The sequence below is a fragment of the Pseudomonas sp. 43mfcvi1.1 genome (genome assembly GCF_900115935.1).
GTDB classification, from domain to species: domain Bacteria; phylum Pseudomonadota; class Gammaproteobacteria; order Pseudomonadales; family Pseudomonadaceae; genus Aquipseudomonas; species Aquipseudomonas bijieensis.
This window is the reverse complement of sequence record NZ_UETT01000018.1, coordinates 83,890-109,986: the sequence shown is the minus strand read 5'-3', so window position 1 is coordinate 109,986 and position 26,097 is coordinate 83,890. Positions and strand designations below refer to the sequence as shown.

The following is a 26,097-nucleotide window of genomic DNA, read 5'->3' as shown; positions in this document are numbered from 1 at the left end:
CCTCAGTAACGAAACAGCCGCCAGGACAACAGCCGGGCCAGCCCGACGATCAGCTTGGCGATCAGGTAATACAGCACCGCCGCGAGGGCAAAGTATTCGAAGGTGCGGAAGGTCTTGACGTTGTATTCCTGGGTGACGCCAGTGAGGTCGTTGTTCAGGCCGACGACTACGCCCAGGGACGTCATCAGCACCGCCCAGACCATCTGGTTGGTCAACGGATAGAAGACGATGCGCAACAGTTGCGGGACGATGATCATCCGGTAGGCCTGGAAAGCGCTCATCCCCAGAGAGCGGGCGGCGCGCATTTGCGTACTCGGCACGGCCTTGAGGCCGCCACGGAAGTTTTCCGCCAGGTAACCGGCGTTGTTGAAGGTGATCCCGGCCAGCAGGGCCAGCCAGGAACTGACGTGCAGCCCGAGGGAGCCGAGGCCGAAGTAGAGGATGTAGATCTGGAACAGCGAGGGCGTGTTGCGAGCGATGGACACCCAGCCATTGCCCACGCCTCGCAGCAAGCGATTCGGGGCCTGGCGCATCACCGTCAGCACCAGGGCGATCAGCACGCCGAAGATCATCGACAGCGCAGCGGTCTCGAAGGTCACCCAGGCTCCGGCGAGCATGTCGGGTAGGGCGCGCAAGGCCGGACGCCATTGGAAGCTGTAGTCATCAAACATGGGTCGGGCTCCCCCTGCGGGCAGTGGGTTGCAGCCACATCGGCGGCTGGCCGGAGGTTGCGGCGGTGCAGGCGGCCTCGACGCATTCGGCAAGGGCGGCAAAGTGCACGCCGCGACCGACCAGGCCGGGTGCGTAGTGAGCGTATTTGCCGGAGTTGGTCATCAGCGTGGTGGCTTGGGGCGGGATCACCGGTTCGCCCAACATGCACCAGCAGGTGTCGGTCACCAGCACCGCGCCGAAGGCCTCGATGGCCGCCAGGTATCCGGCCTTGCGCGCCTGTTCCAATACCGTTCGCCCGCAGGTGATTGCCAGCACTACATACGGATGCTTGATCCGGCCCGCGCACAAGGTCGCGAGGGTGGCGAATTCGCTGAGGGAGAAATGCGGATTGCCCAGGGACACCACGTCCACCCAGTTGTCCCGGGCGCTGTTGAGCTCGCGCCAACTGGCGAGCAGGCCAGCGACATTGACGCTTTCCTGCGGCAAGGTGGCGTCGTTCTCCATGACATTGGCAAGGTCGAGGGCTTCCGGCGTCACCCCGGCGATGTGGAACAACGGCGCGGCGCTGGTGGTGGCGAATGCGGCGCCGAAGGCCTTGAGGTCGTCCAGGCTCGGGGCGGCATGTTCCAGGCCGCGTATCAGCGGGATGCGCCGGCCCGCCAAAGCGCCGATGTGATAACCCAGCAGCGGATAGAAACTGTCATCGACGTTGCCCAGCGCCGGCACGTCGATGATCAGCCCGGCCTTGCGCCGGTCGTCGAGATGACAGCCAGTCAACGGCGCCCGTCCGCACAGGGCAATGCAGATGTCGAGGAAGTCCGGGTACTTCTGCGTGCGCGCTCCCAGCACGCTGTTGGCATAGACCACCGCGTTGGATTCGGCCCAGACGATTTGTTCGCCGGCCTTGGGCGCGGTGTCCAGCAGGTAGGGCGCGCAGGTGAAACTCAGTTGCGCGCCCATCGCCATGTAGGCATCGCCCAGGGCACTGGCCGGCTCGCCCAGGGCCGGATCGACACCCAGTTCGCGCCAGCGACGCTGGTCCACGGAGATGGAATTGAGGGTGGTGGGCACGCGGACTTTCGCGCCCCACCGCACCAGTTGTTCGGCAAAGCGCAGGCTCGCCGGGCCGGTGTAGATGCAGCCGTCGATGTGGGCCTGGGTCACGTTTAGCAGTTGCGTGGCGCCCTGGATCTCGGCCATGCGCAACACAATCTGCATCGCCACTTGGGCCGCCTTGCCGTGAGTGCCGTCGAGCAACGCTTGGTCCTGTTCGGTCAGGTCCAGGGTCGAGGGAGTGGGCGGCTGCCGGCAGGCGTCCGAACCCTGCCAGCCGTCGTTGGGGCGGCGGCCAGACAGCGTCAGGACGTCGCCCTCGAGGCGGACAAAGCCCTGGCCGCGCAACCTGTTGAAAGCCTCGTGCCCCACGCACAATACCGGCAACGAGCGTTGGAAAATCACCTGGGCCACCAGCACGCCCAGGGTCAGGATTTCATCGGCTTCGGCCAGCACCAGGGCCGCAGGTGCATGGCCGTTGCTGATCAGTTCCATCAAGACGCTGCTGCCGGTGCATGAGCCGCGTCCGCTGGGAATCGCCAATACGCGCCCGGTCAGGCGTTCACCGCTCAACGGGTGATGCCGATCGATGACCTCGCCACTGGCCGGATCGACTCCGCCCCAGAAACTCAGGCCGACTTCGGCGAACAGCAGGGCGCCCTCGGCGGCGCCCCCCACCAGGCTGCGGCCTTTCACACGGACAGGCGTGCTTGGCATGCGCCGATCCTCAGTAGTAGACCTGGGGAACGGTCAGGTTGGCCGGCGGGATGTCGGTGCCGACCCATTTGACGAACAACTCCTTGTACCGCCCAGTGCGCACTTGCTGATTGACGAACAGGTTGAGGTAGTTGAGCAGGCCGTACTCGTTGCGCTTGGCGCCCAGGGACACGTAGTCGATGACATAGGGCGCATCGCCGGCGATCTTCAGGCCCTTGTACTTGCCCGACTTGATGGTCGCGGCGGCCACGGTGTTGGTCACCACGGTCGCGTCAATGTGCCCTTGGGCGACCGCCAGCAGGGTGTCGTTCTGCGACTGATAGGCGCGGAAACTGCCGCTGCCCCAGCTCTTCTGGTCCTTCTCCAGGGCGATGGCTTCGTAGGTACTGCTGGTGTTGCCCAGGTTCTTGCCCTTGAGGTCGGCGTAGCTGTTGATGCCGGTGTTGTCGCGGGTCAGCACGACCATTTGGAAAGCGAAGTAGGGCACGGTCAGGCCGACGGTCTTGGCCCGTTCCAAGGTGTCAGATGTGGAGGCGACGATCACATCGGCGCGGCCAGACAGCAGCGCGGGGATTCGGTCGGAGAACGGGGTTTCCACCACTTCGGCGTCCACACCGAGGACTTTCGCCAGATCGTGGCAATAGTCCACGTCGAATCCCGCCGGCTTATTGCTTTCATCGCGAAAGCCCATGGGTGGGAAGTCCAGGGTCACGGCGCAACGCAGCTTGCCCGAGCCGATGATGTCGTCGAGTTTGTCGGCGTGGGCGGGGGCAATGAGAAGCGGGGTGAGGACAACGCTGAGGGCTACGGCCAATGCAGGGTTTTTCATAAATGCCTCGCTGTCGAATAAATGCGGTGAGATATCGTATTGAGGATTTCGTATACGATATTAGATAAGCAATCGGCATGCCTGTTTGCGGTCGAGTCGCGGTAATGCCACTGGAAGGCTGATCTAGAGGCTTTCAGGCCGCGCGGTACCACGTCGGGCAGGGGGCCGCGCTGGGGCTGTGTGTTACAGATGGGAGCAGCCATGGGGGGCGACGCCCCATCGGGGAACAGGCGTCAGTGCTGACTCTCGCGATACTGGCTGGGCGACAGGCTGGTCAGGGCACGGAACTGGCGGCTGAAGGCGCTGTGGTCGGTGTAGCCGCAGCGCAGGGCGATTTCGGTGATCGGCAGGTCTTTGTCGAGTAACAGCCGCGAGGCTTCTTCCAGGCGTGCCTTGTGAATCATCTGCCGCGGTGTGAGTTGGAAGATGCGTTTGCAGTGCCGCTCCAGTTGCGCCACCGACAATTGGGCAATGGCGGTCAGTTCGGCCAGGCTGATGGGGCGGGCGAAGTGGCTTTTGATATGAGCATCCACCGCCGCCAGTTTCTGGAAGGCTGGGTGGCTCGACTGGGGCAATTGCAGGTCACGGGAAATGCCGGCCAGGCCGACGACCTGGCCGTTTGGGTCATGCAGGGCGAGCTTGTGGGTCAGGCACCACACGGGTTGGTTGCCGTAATACAGATGCAGTTCGAGCTGGTCGGCCAACTCCCGGCCGCTGGCCAACACCCGGCGATCCTGTTCGGTGTACAGCGGGCCGAAGCGTTCGGGGAACACCTGTTCGGCGGTGAGGCCGAGCAAGTCCGCGCTGTGCTTGAAACCGCAGCGCCGGGCCAGGGTCTGGTTGACGAAGGCGTAGCGGGCTTGTTTGTCCTTGATGAAAAACACCACGTCCGCGAGGGTGTCCAGCAGCGGGGCGATGGGTTGCAGGCTGCGCAGCAGGGTGTCCAGGTCACAGGGCGCGAGGGAAGTGAGCGAGGGATACATGGCCGGCGTCGTCTTTTTTGTGGAAGCGATGGCGCAGTGTCAATCGAAAATGCGCTGCCTGTCACGCCGCTATCGCGAGCAGGCTCGCTCCCACATGGGGTCCTGCGGTGCCGCAAAGTTGAAGTTCACCTCAAATCCCTGTGGGAGTTTGTGGTGAGTACAGGTCTGAGTGGGATGTGTGTCGGGTTCAGGTGGGTGGGGTTTTTTCCAGGGCCAGCAAGGTCTCGATACGCGCCGGGCTGAAGGGCGGGCGGGGTGTGGGCGGTGTCCAGCCGAACAGGTGTTCCAAGGCGGCGCCGCACACTCGGCCCTGGCACGCGCCCATGCCGCAGCGGCTGGCCAGTTTCGCTTCGCGCCAGTTTTCATGGTCGACCAGTTCGCCATAGGGCACGTCTTCGCAGCGGCAAACCAAGGTGTCAGCCGTGGCCAGGGTCTTGAGCTGTGGATCGAGGGTGAAGGCTTTGTTCAATGCCTGGGCGAAACCCTGCCAGCGTGTGCGTTGGGGCCACAGACGCTGGGCCGCCGCAGTATTGCCGACGGCGGCGTGGCCGGCGATGGCACCTTCCACCAACGCCAGTTCGCTGCCGCCAAAACCGGTGCATTCTCCGGCGGCGTAATGTTCGACGCGGGTGGTGGCTTGCCAGGCGTCAACGGCCAGGGCCTGGTGTTCAACCGCGCAGCCCAGGGCCTGGCCGAACTGGGTGTTGGGAATCAGCCCGAAGCCACAGGCCAGCCGATCGCAAGCCAGTTCGATCGTCTTGCCTTGTTGCAGCAGGCGCACGCCCTCGAGTCGCTCCCGCCCGAGTGCTTCCACCACATAAGTACCGGTGCGGTAGTGTCGGTCGAACAAACCGAACGACTGGAAAAACTTGCCCGGCCAGCGGGGCAATTGTGCAGCGAAACCGGCGACGGCGGTGCGACTGGCTTGCTCGGCGATGCGCACCAGCTGCGCACCTTGATGTTTCGCCGTGGCGGCGCTGGCCAGTAGCAAGGGGCCGCTGCCAGCGATCACCAGCCGTTCGCCGCGCACCGGCAGGCCACCCTTGATCAGTGCCTGCAAGCCGCCAGCTCCGGTCACTCCGGGCAACGTCCAGCCGGGGAAGGGCAGCAGCAATTCCCTGGCGCCAGTGCAGAGGATCAAGCGCTCGTAAGTGATCTGCCAGCCGCGCTCGGCATCCTCCACCAACAGGGTTTTGTCTCCTGCACAGGCGATTACCCGCGCGCCAGCGTGACAGCGGACGTTAGTGCAGGCATGCAACCGGTCTCGCAGACGGCGTGCCTGGGTCGGCAGGTTGGCCTGGGGACCGTCGCGCCAGATCTGCCCGCCCGGTAGCGGATTGTCGTCCAGCAGCACAATGCGCGCGCCGCTGTTTGCCGCGGCGAGGGCGGCGGCCATGCCGGCGGGGCCGGCACCGATGATCAGCAGGTCGGTGGTTTCGTTCATGGTCGGGTCTGCACGTGCATGCCGTCGTGGCAAAGGGTTTGGCAGGCCAGGCGTCGACGGCCGTCGATCAGCACCCGGCATTCCTGGCAGATGCCCATGCCGCACAAAGGCACCCGGCGCTGGCCGCTGACCGAGGTACGACTACAGCCGTCCGCCCCCAAGGCCAATGCCGCCGCGACGCTGGTGCCATCAGCGACTGACAGGGGGCGACCGTCCAGGAATAAGTCAGGCATGGGCCGGTTCTCCGAGAAAGCGCTGTGGCAGGTAAGCTTGAGGGGCAAGCGGCGAGGTTTCGTTGAACAGTTGGGCGACCAGCAAATCGGCCGTTGCGGGCGCCGTCGTGACGCCCAGGCCTTCGTGGCCCACCGCCAGCCACAGGCCCGGGCGCTGCGGATGCTGGCCCACCAGGGGCAAGCCGTCGGGGCTGGCCGCGCGAAAGCCGGTCCAGGCGCGAATGCCGTTGAGCTGCGCCAGCCCCGGCAGGTATTCGACGGCGCGCTTGAGCATCTTCGCCAGCATCCAACCTTCCACCTGCGGGTCGACGGTGCCGAACTGCCGCGAGGCGCCGATGAACAATTGCCCGGTCGGACGCGGCTGGATATTGCACGCCACCGACGGCCCGCTGGCGTTGTGGGCACTGGTGACATAGCCCAGTTCCACCAACGTGTGGGTGACGGTGGCGGGGTAGCGATCAGTGATCAGCAGGTGACCTTTTTTCGCTTCGATAGGCAGCTCCGGGCACAGCTCGGTGGCCTGGATGCCATTGGCCAGGACCACCGCGTCGGCGCTCAGCCAGCGACCATCGTCAAGGCGCACGCGCTGGCCGTCGACTTCGCTGACGCGGGCGCGCTGCTGGCGAATGTTGGGCGCGTCGAGCATCCAGCGCGCGGCAGCCGGGGCGTAGAGAATGCCGTCACCCTTGATCAGCAGCCCGCCTTCCAAACCTTCGCGCAATTGGGGTTCACGCTGATGCAGGGCGGCGCGGCCAATCAGTTCGCAGGCTTCGCCATGGGCCAGCAGGTTCAGGTATTTACTGTGGGCCACCGCCATTTCCTCGGCATTGGCCGCCAGCCACAGGGTGCCGTTGTTGCGCCAGGCGCAGGCCTCGGGCAGGGCCGGGGCCAGTTCGCGCCAGCGTTGCAGGGAATATTGACTGAGGGCCAGTTCCGCCGGGTTGTCATCCAGCACCAGCAGGTGGCCCATGCCGGCCGCCGTCGCGCCGTGCCAACCAGCGTCGAGCACCAGGACTTTCAAGCCGCGTTGGGCCAATGTTCGAGCGCAGGCAGCGCCGATGATGCCGGCACCGATGATGATCACGTCGGCGACCTGGCCCTCGCTCACGGACGAATGCCCCAGGCGAACGGGTCATCCGCTTCGATGACCAGCGTGGTCTCGGCACTGATGTAGGCACGGCCGCGAATGGTCGGCACGATGCGTTCGCCCGAGCGTTCATAGGAACCCTCGAACTCGCTGCCAATGACACTGGCCTGGCGCCAGATCTGGCCGGGTTGCAGTTTTCCATCGGCGGCCAGGCACGCCAGTTTGGCGCTGGTGCCGGTGCCGCACGGGGAGCGGTCATAGGCCTTGCCCGGGCAGAGCACGAAGTTGCGGCTGTCGGCTTGCGGGTCGTCGGCGAACAGTTCGATGTGGTCGATCAGGCCGCCGTCCTCTCCGCGAAAACCCTGCTGCTCCAAGGCTTGCTGCACGGCGTAGGTATAGGCGGTCAACACGTCGAGATTATCGCCGGCCACGCGCTGGCCATGCTCGGCGATCAGGAAAAACCAGTTGCCACCCCAGGCCACATCGCCCACCACCGGGCCGATGCCGGGCACCTCCAGGGCCAGTGCCTTGCGGTAACGGTAGGCCGGCACGTTGCGCACGCTGACCGAACGGTCCTCATGCAAGGTTGCTTGCACCGTGCCCACCGGGGTTTCGATGCTGTGCACACCGGGGCCGATCCTGCCCAGATGGGCCAGTGACGCCACCAGGCCGATGGTGCCGTGGCCGCACATGCCCAGATAGCTGCTGTTGTTGAAGAAGATCACTCCGGCACAGGCGCTCGGGTCCACCGGCTCGCAGAGCAGCGCCCCCACCAGCACATCACTGCCTCGCGGTTCCAGCACGCAGGCGGTGCGCCAGGCATCGTGCTGCTCGGCCAGACGCTGCCTGCGCTCGGCCATGCTGCCCTGGCCCAGGTCAGGAAAACCGTCGGTGACCAGTCGGGTCGGTTCGCCGCCGGTATGGGAATCGATCACGGTGATGCGTTTCATGGGGGGCCACGTCCGTTCAGATGAGTGAACGCAAGCGTGGCCCGCGCCGGGGGGCGACGGCTTGATGGATTTATCTGCCGCTGATGACGAAATCGGCACAGTACGGCAGCAGCCAGGTGAGCCTGATCAGGCGTTCCTGTCTTGCCATCGCCATTCAATATGCTCGGTATTGATCCCCAAGGCCTCGAACTTCTCGGCCACATACCGCAGGCAGGCGCCGCCGTCGGGCCTGTAATGCCCGGAAGCATCGTTGACCATGGCGATCACATGGTCCATACGATGTTCGGTGACCTTGAGCTCCCCGGCACACATGACCGGCCTGCCACTGCCAAGCTGGCTATGCCTGACGTAGTTGGCCCGGTCGCTATGCTCCCAGCGCTTATAGATAATGGCGTGTTCGGGTGTATAGACCCATGTGTAACTATTGGACTGGTCGTTGGGGGCGAGCAATTCACTGGTGTGTGTCTTCAGTTGATTGCCGATCAACTGACCGTCCCACATTCCGATCAACTGACCCACGCCGTCTATTTTCGATGGGTCATAACAGCGCCAATGCATCAGGTCGCCGATAAAGGGCATCCACCTGATCGGATAGGTCTGGGCGCTGAGATCGATGGATCTATGGTCGGAATTCTTCCAGTCGGAGAAGTGAACATGACCTGACCATACGAATTGCAAGTGCGCGGATGAGTTTCTGAGCCATGTGTCGATCCGTTTGAATGAGGTATTGGCATAGATGTCATTGGCTTTGATCAGCACCGATTCCAGCGCCCAGTCATCAGAAGCGATCGGGTGTGCGACGGGCACCTGGTAGAGGGCCAGTCCGTCAATTTCCCCGAGCGATATACGTGCTCGACCGAACATCCGGGCAATGTCGATATCCACGTGGATGACTTGCCCCACTCTGGGGGCTTCACAGAACAATTGCATCTGGCCCAGGGGGCCCATCGAGATATAGATGCTGTCGTCCGTGCCCGCCCAGTTTTGATTCTTTATGGAAGCTGTAACAGAAAGGCTGTCGATGAAGGTGTCGAATGGAGGTGTCATGGTTGAAAGCAAGTGTCTGTTTCAGATAACGAAGGCACCTGATTCTAGGGCGGCGTCGGACAGTCGCTGCGGTACATATGTATAGGTCCTCAAGAATACCGGGTCGATCATCGACTCGGTATTTCGGGCGGGCTCAATGGTTGGAAGGCAGGAACTCGAACAGCGTCTTGCAGACCCCGGCGATGTGTTCGTCCAACAGCTTCACCGCCCGTTCGACATCACCGGCACGGCAGGCGTCGAGGATTTCCCGGTGCTCGTGGTCGGCGCGCTCCTTGCCGGCGGAGAGGCTCATTTGCATGCGCAGATAGCGCTCCAACTTGTCGTGGACCGAACGGATCAAGCTCACCAGGAAGGGCCGTTGGGCCGGTTCGTAGAGACAGGCATGCAGCTGCCAGTTCAGTTCGGCCCAACGACCCACGTCGTCTTCACCGATGAATTCACGGCAGATGCTCTCGGCCCGGGCGAAGGTCTCTTCGGTCATATTGGGAATCGCCAGGCGCAACGCCTTGTCCTCCAGCAGCATCCGCACCTCGAACATCTGCGCCAGCTCCGCCTCGGAAATGCGCGTCACCATCGCTCCGCGATTACGCTGGAACATCACCAGGCCCTCGGCCTCCAGACGCTTGAGGGCTTCGCGTACGGGGATCTTGCTGACGTTGAACTGGCGGGCGATGTCGTCCTGGCGAATCGGCTCGTCCTCGGCAAAGTGCCCAGCCACGATGGCATCGCGCAGGTGGCGGGTAATGATTTCCGAAGTGGAGGGGGTGTTGCCCAGGTCGGGCAGGTTGAATTTGGATAAAGTCACGGCGGAGAGTCGTTCGGCTTGGATGGGGATATGGTATACGACTTTGCCGGGGTGGTCCTTGAAGCAGGCGATGAAGCAGCCAAGGGTACGAAACTGTGGCGAGGGGATTTATCCCCGCTGGGCTGCGCAGCAGCCCTAAAACCTGACATTGCGGTGTGTCAGGCAGATAGGAACCGCTCATCTTGGGGCTGCTGCGCAGCCCAACGGGGATAAATCCCCTCGCCACAAGGTTTTGTGTTCAGCAGTGGGACAGGCGAGTCACATAAGCTTCTGTCCGGACGATACGCCATCCAGTGACAGACGCCCCAGCCAGCAGCGCCAGGCCGAACACGATCAACGCCACGTCAGCGCCAAAAGCGTCAGCCAGCAGCCCGGTCACCACCACCGGGATGCTGAACCCGACATAGGCGAACAGGAAGAATCCGGCGCTGACCCGGGCCTTTTCCACGCCGGCCATGGCGGTGACGGCTGACAGCCCGCCCAGGTACAGGAAGCCATAGCACGCACTGCTGGCACCCAGCGCACCAAGCAATACGGCGGCCAAGGAACCGACACTTGCACCCCAGGCCAGCAACGCGTAGCTCAACGGCAGGATCAACAATCCCAAGCCCGTAGCCCTGGCCGGTTGCATGCGCCGAACCCAGGGCTGGAACAGCAAGCCGCAACTGATGACCGTGAAGGTCGACAAGCCAGACCAACGCTGCAAATCGTGAGTCGCCAGCACCGAGGGCAATATGGCGATGACCAGGCCCGAGGTCGCCCAGGCCAACAGCATGGAAAAGCTGTAGGGCAGGCTGCCGGCGGGAAACAACGGCAGGCGCAGCAGCGGTGCGTCTTTGATTTTCCGCGCCGGGTCCGGTAGCCGCCAGACCACGCCGATCGCCATGGCCGCCAACATCAGTTGCAACCAGAAGCTGCCGGGCGTGGCGCTGTGATGGACGAACAGGAAAAGACTGGTCAACGCCGCGCCCAGGCCAAACCCCAGGGAAGTGCTGGCGGTGACCCGGTTGGCCGGCGAGCGGGGGTCGCCGGTTGCCATGAGCTCGGCCATATAGGCGGTCGATGTGGCCGAAGCCAGCCCTGTGCCGATTCCCATCATCAGGCGTGCCACGCCCAGGGCCTCCAGGCTTGGCCAGAGCAGTGTCACCAGCGTCGCCAGCATCGACAATCCGAGCGCGACCAGGATCAACGGCTTGCGCCCCACCCGGTCGGCGAGCCCGCCGAATGCCAGCAAGACGGGCAGGACGCCCAGCACATAACCGGAAAACGCCACCGCCGTGGCGCCGGCCCCATAGCCGGACAACTGCGCATAGGTGGTGTACAGCGGCGCCTGCAAGTTGACCGCGAGGGTGATCAGGCAAAGGCCGAAAGCCAGTCCCCAGGAGTGTCGATGCTGTGGGTTCAAGGGTATTCCTTAAAGGGTGTGCATGAGGTCCCGGGGACTATCACTGCCGGGCACACCGCAAACAAGGAACAGACGCCGGCCATTTGTGTTTAACTGTTTTCTGAAAAATCGAGAACACTTAGTCAAGAGTGCCCGCCGTGGATCTGAAGATTGATCGCAACGTTGCCGAGCCCGTGATCCGGCAGCTCGTGACGCACCTCATGGGCTGGATCAATGCCCATGGCATTCGTCCTGGCACACGGATGCCGTCCATTCGCCAACTGGCCCGGGAAAATGGCCTGAGCCTGTCGAGCGTGATCAAGGCCTATGATCAACTGGTCGCCAGCGGGGTGCTGGAGTCCCGGCATGGCGCGGGTTTTTTTGTCGCGCAGCGGTTGGCCCGGCCGGTAGCGCCGGCACCTGAAGCGGATAACGCACCGTGGCGGTTGTTCGACAATGAATCGACGCAGCTCAAGCTGGGGTGTGGCTGGCTGCCCGACGCCTGGCGCGACGACACCGACCTGGGCCAGGCGATCCGCCAGGTGGTGCGCAGCGACAACCACGCGTTGTTCAACTACAGCACCCCGTTAGGCTCGCCGCATCTGCGCCTGCACATTCAAAAGCGCCTGGGTCTGATCGACATTCACGTCGACCCGGCGCAGATCATCACCACCCAAGGCGCCAGCCAAGGCCTCGACCTGCTGGTGCGAACCCTGCTCAAGCCCGGTGACCTGGTGCTGGTGGAAAGCCCCGGCTACTACAACCTGTTCAATCTGCTGAAGCTGCATGGGGTCAAGACCCTGGCGGTGCCAAGAACCGCGCAAGGCCCGGACATCGTTCGCCTGGAACAGCTTCTCGGCGAGCATAAGCCCTCGTACTTCTTCATCAACAGCATGTACCAGAACCCCACCGGAACCAGCCTGGCGCCGAGCGTGGCCTATCGTTTGCTGCAACTGGCAACGGCCCATGACTTTCGCCTCATCGAGGACGACATTTACGCCGATTTCCAGAATGGCCCGACGTCACGCCTGGCCTCCCTGGATGCCCTGGACCGGGTGATCTACCTGGCGAGCTTTTCCAAGACGCTGTCCAGTTCGCTGCGCATCGGCTACGTGGTCGCCCATCCCGACATCATCCAGCGCCTGGCCGAAGTCAAGATGATTACCGGCATCGGTTGTTCGTTGCTGGCGGAAAACGTGGTGGCGACGTTGCTCGCCAACGGCGCCTATCGCAAGTTGATCCAGCGCTTGCGCCAGCGCCTGAACAAGCAGATGGCAAGTACGCTGCGCCAACTGGACCCGGCCCACTGGGAGGTATTTGCCGAGCCGATGGGGGGCATGTTCGTCTGGGCCAGGCCGCGGGGCCTGGCGGCACAACGGGTGCAGCAGATCGCCCGGGAATTGCAAATCCAATTGTCCCAGGGCTCGACGTTCCTGCCTCAGGGTGAGGACTGCGACTGGTTGCGGTTGAATGTGGCTTATACCCAGGATCATCGTGCGCAGGTGTTCTTCCAGCGGGTGGAGCAGGAGTCGATTGCGGCGGGCCAATAGGGTATGGGGGGATTGTTCTGGCGCTATCGCGAGCAAGCTTTGCTCCCACAGGGGCGAGCAGGGGCAATCACAAGACTTGTACCGCTGTAGATCCCTGTGGGAGCAAAGCTTGCTCGCGATGGCGGACTGGTCAGTCACAAAAAATACCAGTGTTAATGGGAATAGATATCAAACGACAATGAGTTACTGTATCTTTCGCGACACATTTTTGTCAGCCTCCCGATGTGGGTGGCTTGTTTCCATTAGGATTGTGCATCGATGCGTCGGATTCTCGTTTCACTGTGTGTGCTCCAGGCTTATTCCGTTTCCACCTGGGCTGAAGAGCCAACCCCTGCCAACCCCGCGACCCTCGAGCTGCAAGCCACGGACATCGTCGGCGCTGCAGACTATGAGTCAGCACAGGGCCCGGTGAAGGGCTATCACGCCACCCGCTCAGCCAGTGCCACCCGTACCGACACGGCGATCCATGAAACCCCGCAATCCATTTCCGTCGTGTCCCGCGATGTGGTCGAAGACCTCAGTGCCACGCGCCTGCAAGACGCCCTCGATTACGCCGGCGGGGTAGGCCGGGCCAACAACTTCGGTGGCCAGGGCCTGACCACCTTCACCGTACGCGGTTTCACTACCGGGGAGTTCTACCGTAACGGCTTCCCGATCAACCGTGGCTACCCGAACATGCCGGACGCCAATACCATCGAGCGGTTGGAGGTCCTGCGCGGCCCAGCCACCATGCTCTATGGCCGTGGCGACCCGGGTGGTACCTTCAACGTGGTGTCCAAACAACCGTTGGCCGAGCGCAAGGTGACCCTGGGCAGCCAGGTCAGCGACCAGGGGATGCGTCGCGGTACGCTCGATGCGTCCGGTCCATTGGACGAAGAAGGGCGCCTGGCTTATCGCCTGAACGTGATCGGCGAGGGCGGTGATACGTTCCGTGATCACGTCGAGACCGAGCGCTACGGTGTTGCGCCAGTGGTGACCTGGCAGGTCAACGACACCACGCGCCTGACCTTCGAAGGCGATTTCATGCGTAACAATGCGCCGTTGGACCGTGGCTTGACTCATTACGCCGGCCAGCGCGGCACCGCGTCGCGCGATACGTTCTTCGGCGAAAAAGACGCCGGCAAGCTGCACAACGACAACAACATGTTGCAGGTGCGTTTCGAGCACATGCTCAACGACGACTGGACCCTGGCCGGCGGTACCCAATGGCTCGACGGCACCTTGCAGGGTAATGCCGTGGAAGGCAACGGCATTGCCGCCGATGGGCGTACCCTGGGTCGCAACTTCAACTACCGCAAGCTGGAATGGACCGACCGCGACACCCAACTCAACCTCACCGGGCATTTCTCCACCGGCGGGTTCGAGCACACGCTGTTGACGGGCATCGAGTATGAAGACTACGACTACCAGTCCATCATCCAGCGCTCCGCCGCGGGCACCGGTGCCTACCCGATCGATATCTTCGACCCGGTGTATGGCCAGCCGCGTCCGGCACTGACGCGTACGCCCACCGATGACCAGGAAAATCTCAAGACGTTTGGCGTATTCGTGCAGGATCAGGTGGCACTGACTGAGCGGTTGAAATTGTTGGCCGGGGCGCGGTTTGAGCGATTCGAGCATGAGTACGAATCCTTCGTCCCTCAGGCTCGGCCCGGTAGCCGTAACTGGGACAAGACTGAAAATGCTGTCACCCCACGCCTGGGGGTGATCTACGATCTGACCGATACCGTTGCGCTCTACGCCAACACCGCGCGCTCGTTCAAACCCAACACCGGAGCCAGTCGCCAGGGGCAGGGTGAGGGGTTTAAGCCGGAAGAGGGCAAGTCCTACGAAATGGGCGTCAAGTGGGAAGCGCTGGATCGTCAGTTGAGCGTTGATGCGGCGATCTACCAGATTGAAAAGCGCAACGTACTCACGCCCGATCCGCTGGATTCCACCTTCAACGTGGCTGCCGGGGAAGTGCGCAGCCGTGGTTTCGATTTGAATGTGGCGGGCAATTTAACGCCAGAATGGCGCGTGATCGGTGGCTACGCGTATGTAGATGCCGAAGTGACCAAGGACATCAATATCCCAACCGGCACCCGCTTGCTCAACGTGCCCAAGAACTCCTTCAGCCTGTTGAACGTCTACGAGTTCCAGGACGGTGGCCTCAAGGGGCTCGGCCTGGGCCTGGGCGCCAAGTACGTCGATGAGCGGGCCGGCAATACGGCGGCCAGCACCTTTACCATGGACAGCTACACCGTCGTCGACCTGCTCGGCTACTACAAGGTCAACGAGCGGATCCGCCTCAACCTGGACCTGAAGAACCTGTTCGACGCCGACTACGAAGAGGGTGCATTCGGTGGCGTCTATGCCTACCCAGGCGCACCGCGGACCGTGCAGGCCGGCATTTCCTACACGCTCTGAATCCAGTGCGTCATGAAAACCCCGAAGGTCCTGCCTCCGGGGTTTTTCTTTTTACCACTTGCCGCTGCTCATGCCGCCGTCCACCGGCAGTATCGCGCCGGTCGTGAAATCAGCGCCCGCCAGGTACAACACGGCTTCGGCAATCTCCTCGATGGTGCCTACGCGACCGGCCGGGGCCAGGTTGTCGAGGAAGTCGCGGTGCGCCGGGTCGTGCATGGGCGTGTCGATGATGCCGGGGGCGACCGCGTTGACCTTGATGTTGTGGGGCGACAGTTCCAGGGCCAGGGCGCGGGTCATCTGGTTGACGCCGCCCTTGATCAACACCGGCAGGGCTGCCGGTACCTGGATGTTCGGTTGCAAGGCCACGGCAGCCGAAATGTTGATGATGAAGCCTTGCCGGCGCCCGATCATGTGTGCGGCAGCGGCCTGGCTGGCATAGACGAGCCCCTTGAGGTTGGTGTCCAGCAGCGCGTCCAGGTCCTGGGGGCTGTATTCGACGAAGGGTTTTGGCAGGAAGAACCCGGCGTTGTTCACCAGCCCGTCAACGGCACCAAACGCCTCGACGGCTTGGGCGATGAGGGCGGCTGAAGTGGCCGGGTCAGCGATGTCGCCGGCCACGCCGATGAAACCGGCCGGGTGACCGAGCTGGGCAGCGGCAGCGTCCAGGCCGGACGGGGAGCGGGCATTGCCCACCACGTTATACCCCTGGGCCAGGAACGCCTTGACCAAACCCAGGCCGATCCCGCTGGAAGCGCCGGTGATGATGACGGTTTTGTTGAGGCTCATGATTGACTCCTGATCACATTGAGTTGAACCGGTGCGCCTGTATGGCGGTGGTTGAGCTCAGGGTATTGATGCCTCAGAGTTTGATAAATAAGGCTTCTGGTACTTGAGTTGATACGTCATGTAATCAATGACTGGATCAACACAAGCCACTGTGGGAGCGAGCCTGCTCGCGATAGCGGTATATCAGCCGACTCAAATGTTGACTGACGCACCGCTATCGCGAGCAGGCTCGCTCCCACAGAGTTATTGGGGTGATAGACATAGAAAGCCCGGTCAATCGGACCGGGCTCGGAAGGACAGAGCGTTATTCCTTCGGAAGACTTCGATACTCCGTCGTGGTCATCCCCGCATATCCCCAGTTATCCGTGTCCACTTCCTCTATCACGATATGAGTCAAGTGTGGGTCCTTGCCCAGCACGCGCTGGAGGGTTTCGGTGATTTCGGAAATCACCTGGGCTTTCTGTTCCCGGGTCACGCCGTCACGGGTAATTCGCACGTTTACGAAAGGCATGTTGCACTCCTGCTGCTGAGAAAATGCGCAGGAGTATTCCCGCGCCATTGAAGGACCACTGTATTTATACGCCGCAGGCTGATAAACAGGCTTTTGGCAACTTCAGTTGATACGCGGTGTAATCAATCATGAAACGTCATTTCGAAGATCTGCAGTTGGGCAGCATAGAACTGTTCTGCCTGGCGGCGGAGGCGGGCAGTTTCACGGCGGCGGCGCAGTTGGCGGGGGTGACTCCGGCGGCGGTGAGCCGCTCGATCTTTCGCTTGGAAGAGCGCCTGGGGTCACGACTTTTTGTGCGCACCACCCGCAGCATCCGCTTGACCGAAGCCGGCAGGACCTATTTCGAGCAATGCCGCCAGGCGTTGACGCAACTGGTGGAGGCGCAACAGGAAATGATGGGGGCGCAATCGGTGCCGTCCGGGCAACTGCGTATCAGCCTGCCCACCACGTACGGTCATCACCGCATCCTGCCGTTGCTGCCGGCCTTTCGGGCGCTGTACCCACAAGTGACTGTGGACCTGCACCTGAGCAATCGAAACATCGATTTCGTCGCCGAGGGGTATGACCTCGCCATTCGGGTACGGGCCCAACCCGACTCGTCGATGATCGCCCGACTGCTGGAAGACGCGAAACTGGTGGTGGTCGCGTCCCCGGATTATCTGCGCAAGGCCGGCACGCCCCAGGCCCTTGAAGACCTGGACGATCACGAGTGCATCCAGTTCGAATTGCCCAGTAGCGGGCGACGGATTTCCTGGTTGTTCAATGTCGAGGGCAAGGAAAAGGAAGTGTTCGGCGAAGGGGGCTATTGCTGTTCGGATGATGTGCTCGGTGGGGTGACGCTGGCCAAGCATGGCGCCGGCTTGTTCCAGACCTACAAATTCATCGTGGAACAGGAGCTGGCCAACGGGCAACTGGTGGAGGTGCTTGCGCCTTTCGCAGGGCGCTCACGGCCGTTCACCTTGCTGTATCCCCATGGCCGGTACGTGCCGCAACGGGTGCGTGCTTTTGTGGATTTTCTGCTGCAGTACCGGGAGCAGTGGGCCGCGATATGAGGGGAAAACACAACGGGCGAGAAGAGCAAACCGTGGCGAGGGAGCTTGCTCCCGCTGGGCTGCGTAGCGGCCCCAGGATTTTGCGGTTGCTGCGCAACCGAGCGGGAGCAAGCTCCCTCGCCACAATGGATCACCATAAACTCAAATAATGCACTAATTACCCGGCCTAGCTCGTTATCAGAACCGAAACGCCTGACGCCCGATCAGCAGCCATTTGCCATCCTTCTGCTTCTGCCAGATCTGGAAGTTCTCGATTTCCGTCGGCACCACCTCTGTGCCCTTGAGCGCCTGCGCCGAGAAGTGATTGCGCACCAGCGCCACGTCACCTGACAAGGTGATTTTCTGGTTCTGCATCTCCAGGGTCTTGAACGCGCTCTTGCCGGTTTCGATATCGGCGATGAAGGCTTTCTTGTCCTGGATGTTACCGCTGGAGTGCCCGTAGGTGAGGTTTTCGGCGGCCAGGGCCTGAAGTTGTGGGATGTCTTTGTGCAGCATGGCTTGGGTCAAATGATCGACCGCCTGAGCTACTTCTTGCTCGGGCGATGTAGCGGCTGTTGCTGCATAGCCGCTGAACAGGCACAGCAAGCTGATGACCAATGTGGCTTTTTTCATGGGGATTTCCTTATTTTTGTAGGTATCGGGAACGCGAGCGATTCGACGCTCGTCGGTCATCGTACAACTTGTCGAGAAGAACTGGAATAGGGCGCTGGCAAACCCATCAGACACATGGCTCAAGGGCGCTGGTCATATGGCGAGGGAGCAAGCTCCCTCGCCACGGGTTTCACATGCCACAGTTTTTGTGTATCGCTTAAAGTCCCTCCCGAACCGCCCCCCGAATCCCCTCCAGCAACATGGTGAACGCCGGGTTGTCGTTGTCCTCGCGCCACACCAGGTGCAACTCGCTTTGCACTCCTTCGCCCAGGTCGATCTCGCGAAACACCACCTGCTTGAACACCACGCTGGTGGCGCAACGCGGTACCAGGGCCAGGCCCATGCCGGCGTTGACCAGCGCCAGGATCGTCAGCGACGACCCCAGCCATTGCACGAATTGCGGCGCGACCCGGGCCGAGCGCAGCATGCCGGTAAGCAGTTCGTTGAAGGGCGGGTAGGCGGTGTGGGAGTACATCAGGAACGACTGTCCATCCAGGTCCTGGACGCTGACGGATTCGGCGCTGGCCAGCGGATGCCCGGCAGGCACCGCCAGCACGAAGGGCTCACGCACCAGGCATTCGGTGGCGTAGCCGGTTTCCAGCAGCGGCGAGCGGACGATGCCCAGGTCGATGCGCCGGGCGCGCAAGGCTTCGTGTTGTTGGTAGGTGTTCATTTCCGCCAGGACGATCTTCACTTGGGGCTGTTTCAGCCGCGCCTCGGCAATCACCTTGGGTAAAAACTCATACACCGCACTGCCGACGAAGCTGATGGTCACCGAGCCAATGTCGCCTTGGGCAAAACGTTTGGCGGCTACGGCAGCTTGTTGCGCCTGTTCCAACAGGTTTTGCGCCTCGATGAAAAACGCCCGGCCGGCGGCGGTAAGCGCCACGCTGCGGGTACTGCGGGTGAACAGCTCGACGCCCAGGTGATGTTCCAGCAATTGGATCTGCCGGCTCAGCGGTGGCTGGGTCATGTTCAGGCGTTCGGCGGCGCGACGGAAGTTGAGTTCGGTCGCCACGGTGGTGAAGCAGCGCAACTGGGCCAGTTCAAACATTGATTCAATCCAGGTATCAATCAAGTGCCAAGTTAGATTAGACGGGAACAATCCACCGCGTCCATCATCGTCCCGTTCCCCACAAAAACAATGATCGGGAGGCACCCCTTGAATAACGTAACGGACTCCACCCATGACAGCACCCTGGCGCTCGCGGCGGCCAAGGTCAAACGTCATGTCCTGCCGCTGGTGGTGGTGATGTTCATCGTCAACTACATCGACCGGGTCAACATCGGCTTCGTGCGCAGTCACCTGGAAACCGACCTGGGCATCGGTGCCGCGGCCTACGGGCTCGGCGCCGGGCTGTTCTTCATCGGCTACGCGCTGTTCGAAGTGCCGTCCAACATGCTGCTGCAACGCTACGGCGCGCGGGCCTGGCTGACGCGCATCATGTTCACCTGGGGCGCGGCGGCCATGGCCATGGCCTTTGTGCGCGGCGAGACCAGTTTTTATGTGCTGCGCTTTATCCTCGGCGCGGCGGAGGCGGGGTTCTTTCCCGGCATCATCTACTACTTCACCCAATGGCTACCCGCCAATGAGCGCGGCAAGGCGATGGCGATCTTCCTGAGCGGCTCGGCCATCGCCTCGGTGATTTCCGGCCCGGTGTCCGGCGCCTTGCTGCACATCAGCGGGATGGGCCTGCATGGCTGGCAGTGGATGTTCCTGATCGAAGGTTTCGCCTCCATTGTGCTGTGCGGGTTCGTCTGGTTCTGGCTGCAATCGCACCCGAGCCAGGCCAAATGGCTGACGACTGAAGAAAAAACCGTATTGATCGCCGCCATCGCCGAAGAGCAACGGGCCCGGGAAGCGGCGCAAGTGATCAAGCCGTCGATGTTCAAGTTGCTGGCCGACCGACAGATCGCGCTGTTCTGTTTCATCTACTTTTCCATCGCCCTGACCATCTACGGCGCCACGTTCTGGCTGCCGAGCATGATCAAGAAAATGGGCAACCTGGGGGACTTCCAGGTCGGTTTGCTCAACTCTATCCCGTGGATCATTTCCATCGTTGCCATGTACGGCTTTGCCGCCCTGGCCGGCAAATGGAAGTTCCAGCAGGCCTGGGTTGCGGTGACGCTGGTGGTGGCTGCGTTCGGCATGTTCATGTCCACCACGGGTGGGCCGATCTTTGCCTTCGTGGCGATCTGTTTTGCGGCGATCGGTTTCAAGGCCGCGTCGGCGTTGTTCTGGCCGATTCCCCAGGGCTACCTGGATGCGCGCATCGCGGCGGCGGTGATCGCCCTGATCAACTCCATCGGCAACCTCGGCGGCTTCGTGGCGCCGACGGCCTTCGGTTTCCTGGAGCAAACCACCGGGTCCATCGAAGGTGGGCTGTATGGGCTGGCAATCACCTCCCTGGTTGCCGCCGTGGTGATTTTCTTTGCCCGCACCAAGCCGGGCCGCGATACGCCGAATTCATTGTCCGGCCGACCTGAAACCGTTGCCGATACCGTTGCCGGTCAACCGGAAAAACCCCAAGCCTTGAACCCTGGCCCATCGGGAGCCGCTGTATGAAGATCAAACGCGTCACTGTCACCCCCATCGCCTTTCGCGACCCACCTTTGCTCAACGCCAGCGGCATCCATGAGCCGTTCGCGCTGCGCTCAATCATCGAGATCGAGAGCGACAACGGTTACATCGGCCTGGGGGAGAGCTACGGCGATGCGCCGGCCCTGGCGATCCAGCAGCAGTTGCAGAGCCAGTTGATCGGCCTGGATCCGTTCAATCTGAACCAGTTGCGGGCCATCGTCCAGGCGACCGTCGCCGCGCAGAAACCGCCGAGCCTGGCCGGTGCCGAACTGGCGCCGGGTTCCCATGCGAGCAAGGCAGTGAGCAATGCCTATTCGGCGTTCGAAGTGGCCTGCCTGGACCTGCAGGCCCACTACCTGAACGTGCCGCTGGTGGACCTGTTGGGTGGTGCGATTCGCGACGAGATTCCGTTCAGCGCCTATCTGTTTTTCAAGTATGCCGAGCACATCGATTCGCCGTATCCGCCAGACAGTTGGGGCGAGGCGCTCGACGAGCAGCAGATCGTTGCCCAGGCCCGGCGGATGATCCAGGACTATGGCTTCAAGAGCATCAAGCTCAAGGCCGGCGCCCTCGATCCAGAGCATGAAGTCGCCTGCATCAAGGCGTTGAAGCAAGCGTTTCCCGGCTATCCGCTGCGCATCGATCCCAATGCCAACTGGTCGCTGGAAACCTCGATTCGCATGGCCGAGCTGCTGGGTGATGACTTGCAGTACTACGAAGACCCGACGCCGGGGCTGGAAGGCATGGCCGAGCTGCACAAGCGCACGGGGCTGGCGCTGGCGACCAATATGGTGGTCACCGATTTCGACGAGTTTCGCCGTAGCGTAGCGTTGAACAGCGTGCAGATCGTATTGGCTGACCACCATTACTGGGGCGGCCTGCGGGACACCCAGGCCTTGGCGAAAATGTGCAGCACCTTCGGCCTGGGCGTGTCGATGCATTCGAACTCGCACCTGGGCATCAGCCTCATGGCCATGGCCCACGTCGCGGCGGCGGTGCCGAACCTGGACTATGCCTGCGACACCCATTACCCGTGGCAGGAACCGGATGAGGAAGTGGTCAAGGGCGGCAAGCTGCCGATTGTCGACGGCTGCGTGAAGATCAGCCGGGCGCCTGGCCTTGGTCTGGAGTTGGACCGGGATCAACTGGGCAAGCTGCATGACCAGTTCCTCAGTTGCGGCATCCGCCAGCGTGACGATGTGCGGCAGATGCAGCGCTATCGACCGGACTGGAAAACCGTCAAGCCGCGGTTCTGAGGCGAAGGTGAGGGGCCTGCTGCGCAGGCCAGCGGGGGCAAGCTCCTGTGGCGAGGGGATTTATCTGTGGGAGCAAGGCTTGCCCGCGATAACCGCGCCGCGGTCGAACAGTTGAAGCGCGTTATCGTTCATCGCGGGCAAGCCTTGCTCCCACAGATCCCCCTCGCCACAGGTCGGTGGTATTGATCCCCCCTACATTCCCCGGCCATCCTGCGGCCCCCACCCAAAGTACCGCACCCGCCTGCATCGGGGTCTTACACCCAAACTGCCGCACCCGCCAGCCTCGCCGTCTTACGTCCAAACTGCCGCGCCAGGCCGGCGCTTCCAAAGCATTCGCCAATTGCCTCCAAGGCAGCGTATGACGCGCCCCGGCGCCTTTCGATAATCGCCTCCGACATCCCGTCCCCTGTTGCGGAGCGCGCCATGCACAACAATAAAAATACCCGCCAACGTTTTTTGCCTGCAGTCCTCGCCGGTGTTTCGAGCCTGGGCCTGATGCCTTGGGCCAACGCCGAAATCATGCTGTACGACAAGGACCAGACCACCTTTTCCACCGACGGCTACATCAACGCCTTTTACGTCAACAGCGACGTGGACCGCGCCGGTGAGCAGTACGACCGTCGGCAGGCACGGGTCAAGATGGGCTTCTTGCCCAACTACCTGGGCTTCAACATGGGCAAGCAGGTCGATGACCTCAAGCTCGGTGCCCGGGCCTCGTTCTGGGTGACCATCAACGACAGCGAAACCAACGGCACCGACACCGCCATCGACGTGCGCCAGTTCTACGGCACCGTGGCCAACCCGGAGTGGGGCGAGGTGCTGATCGGCAAAGACTTCGGTCTGTTTGCCCGCTCCAACATCCTGCTGGACGAACTGCTGGCCGGTTACGGTCAGGTCAGCGACACCCTGGGGCTGGTAGACGGCGGTGGCGTCTCGTTCGGCAACATCGGCAGTGGTTATCCGTACCCGTTCCCGACCTCGCAGATCACCTACCGCACGCCGGTGATGGATGGCTTGCGAGTGGCGGTCGGAATCATGGACCCGGTGGACACCAACGACAACAGCGCCACCGGCAAGGCCTACCAGGAGAACCCGCGTACCGAGAGCGAGATCACCTACCAGTTCGACCTCGGCGGGGCGAAGATCTACAGCTGGCTCAACGGCAGCTACCAGACCTCGGACAATACCGACTCCACCGTCGAATCGGTCACTTCCAAGGGCCTGGGGTATGGCGTGCAGGCCAAGATGGGCGGGTTGTCGCTCACCGGTTCGGGGTTCCAGGCCAAGGGCATCAACCCGTTCTTCACCAACAACGCCGGTGAAGCCACCCTGCGCAATGTCGACAGCAAGGGCTACCTGTTGCAGGGCTCCTACAAGCTGGGCAAGAACCGCCTGGCGCTGTCCTACGGCAAGACCGATGACGACGGCAATGGCGTGGTGGGCAGTGGCGCCGATTACGAAACCCGTGGCGTCGCGTTGTTCCACGACATCAACGACAACCTCAAGCTCGTGGCCGAGTACAACCAGTTCGAAATCAACGGCCACGATACCAGCGCCCAGAACGAAGACACCGATACCTTTGCGGTGGGAGCGGTGCTTACCTGGTAAGGGGGACGACGCTGTCTGTGGGAGCAAGGCTTGCCCGCGATAGCCACGCCGCGGTCAAACAGTGGAACCGCGTTATCGTTCATCGCGGGCAAGCCTTGCTCCCACAGGCCTTTGCTATTGGGGCTGCGCATCAGCCCCCTTTTTTTCAATGAGACGTCCCCTCGGCGAACTCGATCTTGTTGCCGACGTTGTACTTGCCCGAAGGTTTGTTCATGGGCAGGCGCTTGATCTCCTTGAGGGTGTTGCTGTCGTAGACGATCAGCGCGCCATCGGTATCCCAGATGCTCACTAGCAGGTAACGGCCATCGCGGGTGAACTCGACGTGGGCGGCGGTTTTGCCGGGCACGGGTCGCAGGGTGTGGGCGATTTCCAGGGTCTGTTTGTCGATCAGGTGGATGGCATCGTTGTCGGGGCCGAAGAACACATCGGTCCAGGCGTAGCGCGAGTTGGCGTGGCTGCGCAGGAAGAAGCCCGGCCCCAGCGTGGGGATCTGCTTGATGACTTTCCAGGTGTCGAAGTCGATCACCGAAATCAGCCCCTTGCTGATGTTGGGCGTGGCGAACACCCAATGCCCATCGCGCTTCCAATAGGTCCCCGAGCCCAGGTGCGGCATGCCCGGCAAGGCGATGTCAGTGACGACCCGGCCGGTGTCGAGATCGATCACCTGTCCGCCCTGAGCCTTGCGCGAGGTGGCGAGCAATTGCCGGTAATCGGGCGAGAAGGAAAAATCGTCCAGGTAATCCTCGGCCTCGATACGCCTGGGCACAAAGTCCGGGTTCGGTCCGGTGGACAGTTCCCAGACCTCTTTGACGTCTTTCAAGGCCACGATGAAGCTGTTGCGCGGCGGCGCGGTATAGACCGCACTGACCCGCGACGCCTGGCCGTCCAGCCCCACCGTTGCAAGGGTCTTGACCAGTGACAGATCGCGGGCATCCAACACCACCAGATTGCCGGGCAGGGTATTGCCCACCAGCACCCAGCGACCGTCCTTGCTCACCGCCAGGTTGCGGGTATTGAGCCCGGCCCGTACCTCGGCGATGAGCTTGAGGTTATGCAGGTCATACAGGCTGATCCAGCCGTCCCGGGAGGCGAAATAGACGAAGCGCCCGTCGGGGGAAAATTTGGGGCCGCCATGCACCGCAAAATGTGAGGCGAAGCGCGCCAGGACTTCGAAGCGATCGCCGTCGACGATATTGACGTGATGATCGCCAGCCTCCACCACCACGAACAGGTTCAGCGGGGCGGCGTGGTGCTGGGGTTTATCGGGCAGGGTAGCGACATCCGCCAGCAGGCGATGACTGCGACGAGTGTCGTCCTCGCTCCAGGTCGGTTCGACGGCGGGCGGACGCTGGAGATAGTGGGTCAGGCCATCGATCTGCGCAGGCTCCAGCACCGCACCGAACGCCGCCATCTGGCTGGCCGGGCGTCCATTTTCGATCACCTGGCGGATCTCGTCGGGCTTGATCCGGCTCAGGCTCTGGGGCAACAGCGCCGGCCCGGCAGCGCCGATGCGATTCACCCCGTGGCACTGCTGGCAATGTTGCTGGTAGGTCTGTTCGGCCAAGGCCAGGTCCGGTTCAGCCGCCGTGGCGCCCGGGACGACACCGATCCACAACAGCGGGGCAAGCCAGCCGATTCTCATGATGCCACCCTCGCGATACCAGGCTGGAGCGGTATGGCCGGGTGCAGGCGGGCCGGATGCTCCAATAGCTGATGGGCGAACAAACCGACCACCTTGCCGATCACCGTCAAGGTCGGCAGGCCTTCGGCGCATGCCTGCGCCATCTCCGGCAATTGCTGGAGGGTGCCGCGCAGGACCTGCTGGTCGGGCCGCGTGCCGTTGCTGATCAACGCCGCCGGGGTATCGGCCGTCAGGCCTGCCGCGATCAGCCGCGCGGCGATGGTGCCCAGGTTCGACAAGCCCATGTAGAACACCAGGGTCTGGCTGTCATCCGCCAGGCTTTGCCAAGGCAGGTTCAAATCGCCTTCGCGTTGCAGGTGGCCGGTGATGAATCGGCAGGAATTGACCAGGTCGCGATGGGTCAGGGGAATGCCGGCATAGGTACTGCAACCGGCTGCGGCGGTGATGCCCGGCACGACTTGGCAATCGATACCCCGGGCCAACAGATATTCCAGTTCCTCGGCGCCGCGACCGAAGATGAACGGATCGCCGCCCTTGAGTCGCACCACCCGTTGTCCCTGGTCGGCCAGGTCAGCCAGCAGTTCGTTGATCTGCGGCTGGGGCAGGCTGTGGCAACCGGCGGCCTTGCCGACGTAATGCCGGGCGCAGGTCAGAGGGATCAGGCTGAGCAATTGCGGGCTGATCAAACGGTCGTAGACCACCGCGTCGGCCTGCATCAACAGACTCCAGGCGCGCAGAGTCAGCAGGCCCGGGTCACCGGGACCGGCGCCGACCAGGGCGACTTCACCCGGTCTGAAGGGCGATTGCAGGGCAGCGGGCAAAACGATGGAGGCAGGCATGGGACTTCCTT

At 62.4% G+C, this 26,097-nt stretch carries 23 protein-coding genes; 6 read left to right on the top strand and 17 right to left on the bottom strand.

The window, feature by feature from the left end; all coding sequences use genetic code 11:
* Positions 1-2: 2 nt before the first annotated feature.
* From DTP52_RS27470 to DTP52_RS27420, 11 genes are all read right to left on the bottom strand, one after another.
* On the bottom strand, positions 3-671 hold the full coding sequence (locus tag DTP52_RS27470) for an amino acid ABC transporter permease (protein ID WP_109756181.1): 669 nt from the start codon (positions 669-671) through the stop codon (positions 3-5).
* Positions 664-2,442, bottom strand: coding sequence for an aconitase X (locus DTP52_RS27465; protein ID WP_109756180.1), 1,779 nt, complete (start codon positions 2,440-2,442; stop codon positions 664-666). The genes DTP52_RS27470 and DTP52_RS27465 overlap by 8 nt, the downstream gene beginning before the upstream one ends.
* 10 nt (positions 2,443-2,452) lie before the next feature.
* Positions 2,453-3,271, bottom strand: coding sequence for a transporter substrate-binding domain-containing protein (locus DTP52_RS27460; RefSeq protein ID WP_109756179.1), 819 nt, complete (start codon positions 3,269-3,271; stop codon positions 2,453-2,455).
* 233 nt (positions 3,272-3,504) lie between these two features.
* Positions 3,505-4,254 (bottom strand): AraC family transcriptional regulator, encoded by a 750-nt coding sequence (locus DTP52_RS27455; protein WP_109756178.1) that lies wholly within the window; start codon positions 4,252-4,254, stop codon positions 3,505-3,507.
* Positions 4,255-4,441: 187 nt separating this feature from the next.
* Positions 4,442-5,698: an FAD/NAD(P)-binding oxidoreductase gene (locus DTP52_RS27450; RefSeq protein ID WP_109756177.1), complete on the bottom strand. Its 1,257-nt coding sequence runs from the start codon at positions 5,696-5,698 to the stop codon at positions 4,442-4,444.
* The gene (locus DTP52_RS27445) at positions 5,695-5,931 is read right to left on the bottom strand and encodes a 2Fe-2S iron-sulfur cluster-binding protein (RefSeq protein ID WP_109756176.1); all 237 of its coding nucleotides are present in this window, start codon (positions 5,929-5,931) and stop codon (positions 5,695-5,697) included. Before DTP52_RS27445 ends, DTP52_RS27450 begins: the two co-directional genes overlap by 4 nt.
* Positions 5,924-7,039, bottom strand: coding sequence for an FAD-binding oxidoreductase (locus DTP52_RS27440; protein WP_109756175.1), 1,116 nt, complete (start codon positions 7,037-7,039; stop codon positions 5,924-5,926). The genes DTP52_RS27445 and DTP52_RS27440 overlap by 8 nt, the downstream gene beginning before the upstream one ends.
* The gene (locus DTP52_RS27435; RefSeq protein ID WP_109756174.1) at positions 7,036-7,968 is read right to left on the bottom strand and encodes a 4-hydroxyproline epimerase; all 933 of its coding nucleotides are present in this window, start codon (positions 7,966-7,968) and stop codon (positions 7,036-7,038) included. The genes DTP52_RS27440 and DTP52_RS27435 overlap by 4 nt, the downstream gene beginning before the upstream one ends.
* A gap of 126 nt (positions 7,969-8,094) precedes the next feature.
* The gene (locus DTP52_RS27430) at positions 8,095-9,015 is read right to left on the bottom strand and encodes a hypothetical protein (RefSeq protein ID WP_109756173.1); all 921 of its coding nucleotides are present in this window, start codon (positions 9,013-9,015) and stop codon (positions 8,095-8,097) included.
* A gap of 133 nt (positions 9,016-9,148) precedes the next feature.
* The gene (locus DTP52_RS27425) at positions 9,149-9,820 is read right to left on the bottom strand and encodes a GntR family transcriptional regulator (protein WP_109756172.1); all 672 of its coding nucleotides are present in this window, start codon (positions 9,818-9,820) and stop codon (positions 9,149-9,151) included.
* A gap of 238 nt (positions 9,821-10,058) precedes the next feature.
* The gene (locus DTP52_RS27420; protein ID WP_109756171.1) at positions 10,059-11,225 is read right to left on the bottom strand and encodes an MFS transporter; all 1,167 of its coding nucleotides are present in this window, start codon (positions 11,223-11,225) and stop codon (positions 10,059-10,061) included.
* A gap of 137 nt (positions 11,226-11,362) precedes the next feature.
* Between DTP52_RS27420 and DTP52_RS27415 the strand changes: the two genes are divergently transcribed.
* Together DTP52_RS27415 and DTP52_RS27410 are read left to right on the top strand one after the other, a co-directional pair.
* Positions 11,363-12,754, top strand: coding sequence for a PLP-dependent aminotransferase family protein (locus tag DTP52_RS27415; RefSeq protein ID WP_109756170.1), 1,392 nt, complete (start codon positions 11,363-11,365; stop codon positions 12,752-12,754).
* Between the two features lie 258 nt (positions 12,755-13,012).
* A complete protein-coding gene (locus tag DTP52_RS27410; protein WP_109756169.1) occupies positions 13,013-15,160 on the top strand; it encodes a TonB-dependent siderophore receptor in 2,148 nt (715 codons plus the stop codon).
* A gap of 51 nt (positions 15,161-15,211) precedes the next feature.
* Here DTP52_RS27410 and DTP52_RS27405 read toward each other — a convergent pair whose 3' ends face one another.
* Together DTP52_RS27405 and DTP52_RS27400 are read right to left on the bottom strand one after the other, a co-directional pair.
* Positions 15,212-15,946: an SDR family NAD(P)-dependent oxidoreductase gene (locus DTP52_RS27405; RefSeq protein ID WP_109756168.1), complete on the bottom strand. Its 735-nt coding sequence runs from the start codon at positions 15,944-15,946 to the stop codon at positions 15,212-15,214.
* Between the two features lie 304 nt (positions 15,947-16,250).
* Complete coding sequence (locus DTP52_RS27400) at positions 16,251-16,457, bottom strand: 4-oxalocrotonate tautomerase family protein (protein WP_025213530.1); 207 nt, start codon at positions 16,455-16,457, stop codon at positions 16,251-16,253.
* Positions 16,458-16,585: 128 nt separating this feature from the next.
* Between DTP52_RS27400 and DTP52_RS27395 the strand changes: the two genes are divergently transcribed.
* Positions 16,586-17,509 carry a LysR family transcriptional regulator gene (locus DTP52_RS27395; RefSeq protein WP_109756167.1) on the top strand — a complete coding sequence of 308 codons (924 nt, stop codon included), beginning with the start codon at positions 16,586-16,588 and terminating at the stop codon, positions 17,507-17,509.
* 177 nt (positions 17,510-17,686) lie between these two features.
* Here DTP52_RS27395 and DTP52_RS27390 read toward each other — a convergent pair whose 3' ends face one another.
* Together DTP52_RS27390 and DTP52_RS27385 are read right to left on the bottom strand one after the other, a co-directional pair.
* Complete coding sequence (locus DTP52_RS27390) at positions 17,687-18,121, bottom strand: nuclear transport factor 2 family protein (protein ID WP_109756166.1); 435 nt, start codon at positions 18,119-18,121, stop codon at positions 17,687-17,689.
* 196 nt (positions 18,122-18,317) lie between these two features.
* The gene (locus DTP52_RS27385) at positions 18,318-19,214 is read right to left on the bottom strand and encodes a LysR substrate-binding domain-containing protein (protein ID WP_109756165.1); all 897 of its coding nucleotides are present in this window, start codon (positions 19,212-19,214) and stop codon (positions 18,318-18,320) included.
* 108 nt (positions 19,215-19,322) lie between these two features.
* Between DTP52_RS27385 and DTP52_RS27380 the strand changes: the two genes are divergently transcribed.
* The 3 genes from DTP52_RS27380 to DTP52_RS27370 all read left to right on the top strand — a co-directional run bounded on the left by DTP52_RS27380 (position 19,323) and on the right by DTP52_RS27370 (position 23,605).
* Positions 19,323-20,726: an MFS transporter gene (locus DTP52_RS27380; RefSeq protein WP_109756164.1), complete on the top strand. Its 1,404-nt coding sequence runs from the start codon at positions 19,323-19,325 to the stop codon at positions 20,724-20,726.
* On the top strand, positions 20,723-21,997 hold the full coding sequence (locus tag DTP52_RS27375; RefSeq protein WP_109756163.1) for a glucarate dehydratase family protein: 1,275 nt from the start codon (positions 20,723-20,725) through the stop codon (positions 21,995-21,997). Before DTP52_RS27380 ends, DTP52_RS27375 begins: the two co-directional genes overlap by 4 nt.
* A gap of 423 nt (positions 21,998-22,420) precedes the next feature.
* Positions 22,421-23,605, top strand: a complete 1,185-nt coding sequence (locus tag DTP52_RS27370) for a porin (RefSeq protein WP_109756162.1) — start codon at positions 22,421-22,423, stop codon at positions 23,603-23,605.
* A 145-nt stretch (positions 23,606-23,750) separates the two neighbouring features.
* On the opposite strand, the gene DTP52_RS27365 is transcribed toward DTP52_RS27370, so the two are convergent.
* Positions 23,751-25,247: a nitrite reductase gene (locus DTP52_RS27365; RefSeq protein WP_109756161.1), complete on the bottom strand. Its 1,497-nt coding sequence runs from the start codon at positions 25,245-25,247 to the stop codon at positions 23,751-23,753.
* Positions 25,244-26,086 carry a uroporphyrinogen-III C-methyltransferase gene (gene cobA, locus DTP52_RS27360; RefSeq protein ID WP_109756160.1) on the bottom strand — a complete coding sequence of 281 codons (843 nt, stop codon included), beginning with the start codon at positions 26,084-26,086 and terminating at the stop codon, positions 25,244-25,246. The genes DTP52_RS27365 and cobA overlap by 4 nt, the downstream gene beginning before the upstream one ends.
* Positions 26,087-26,097: the final 11 nt, after the last annotated feature.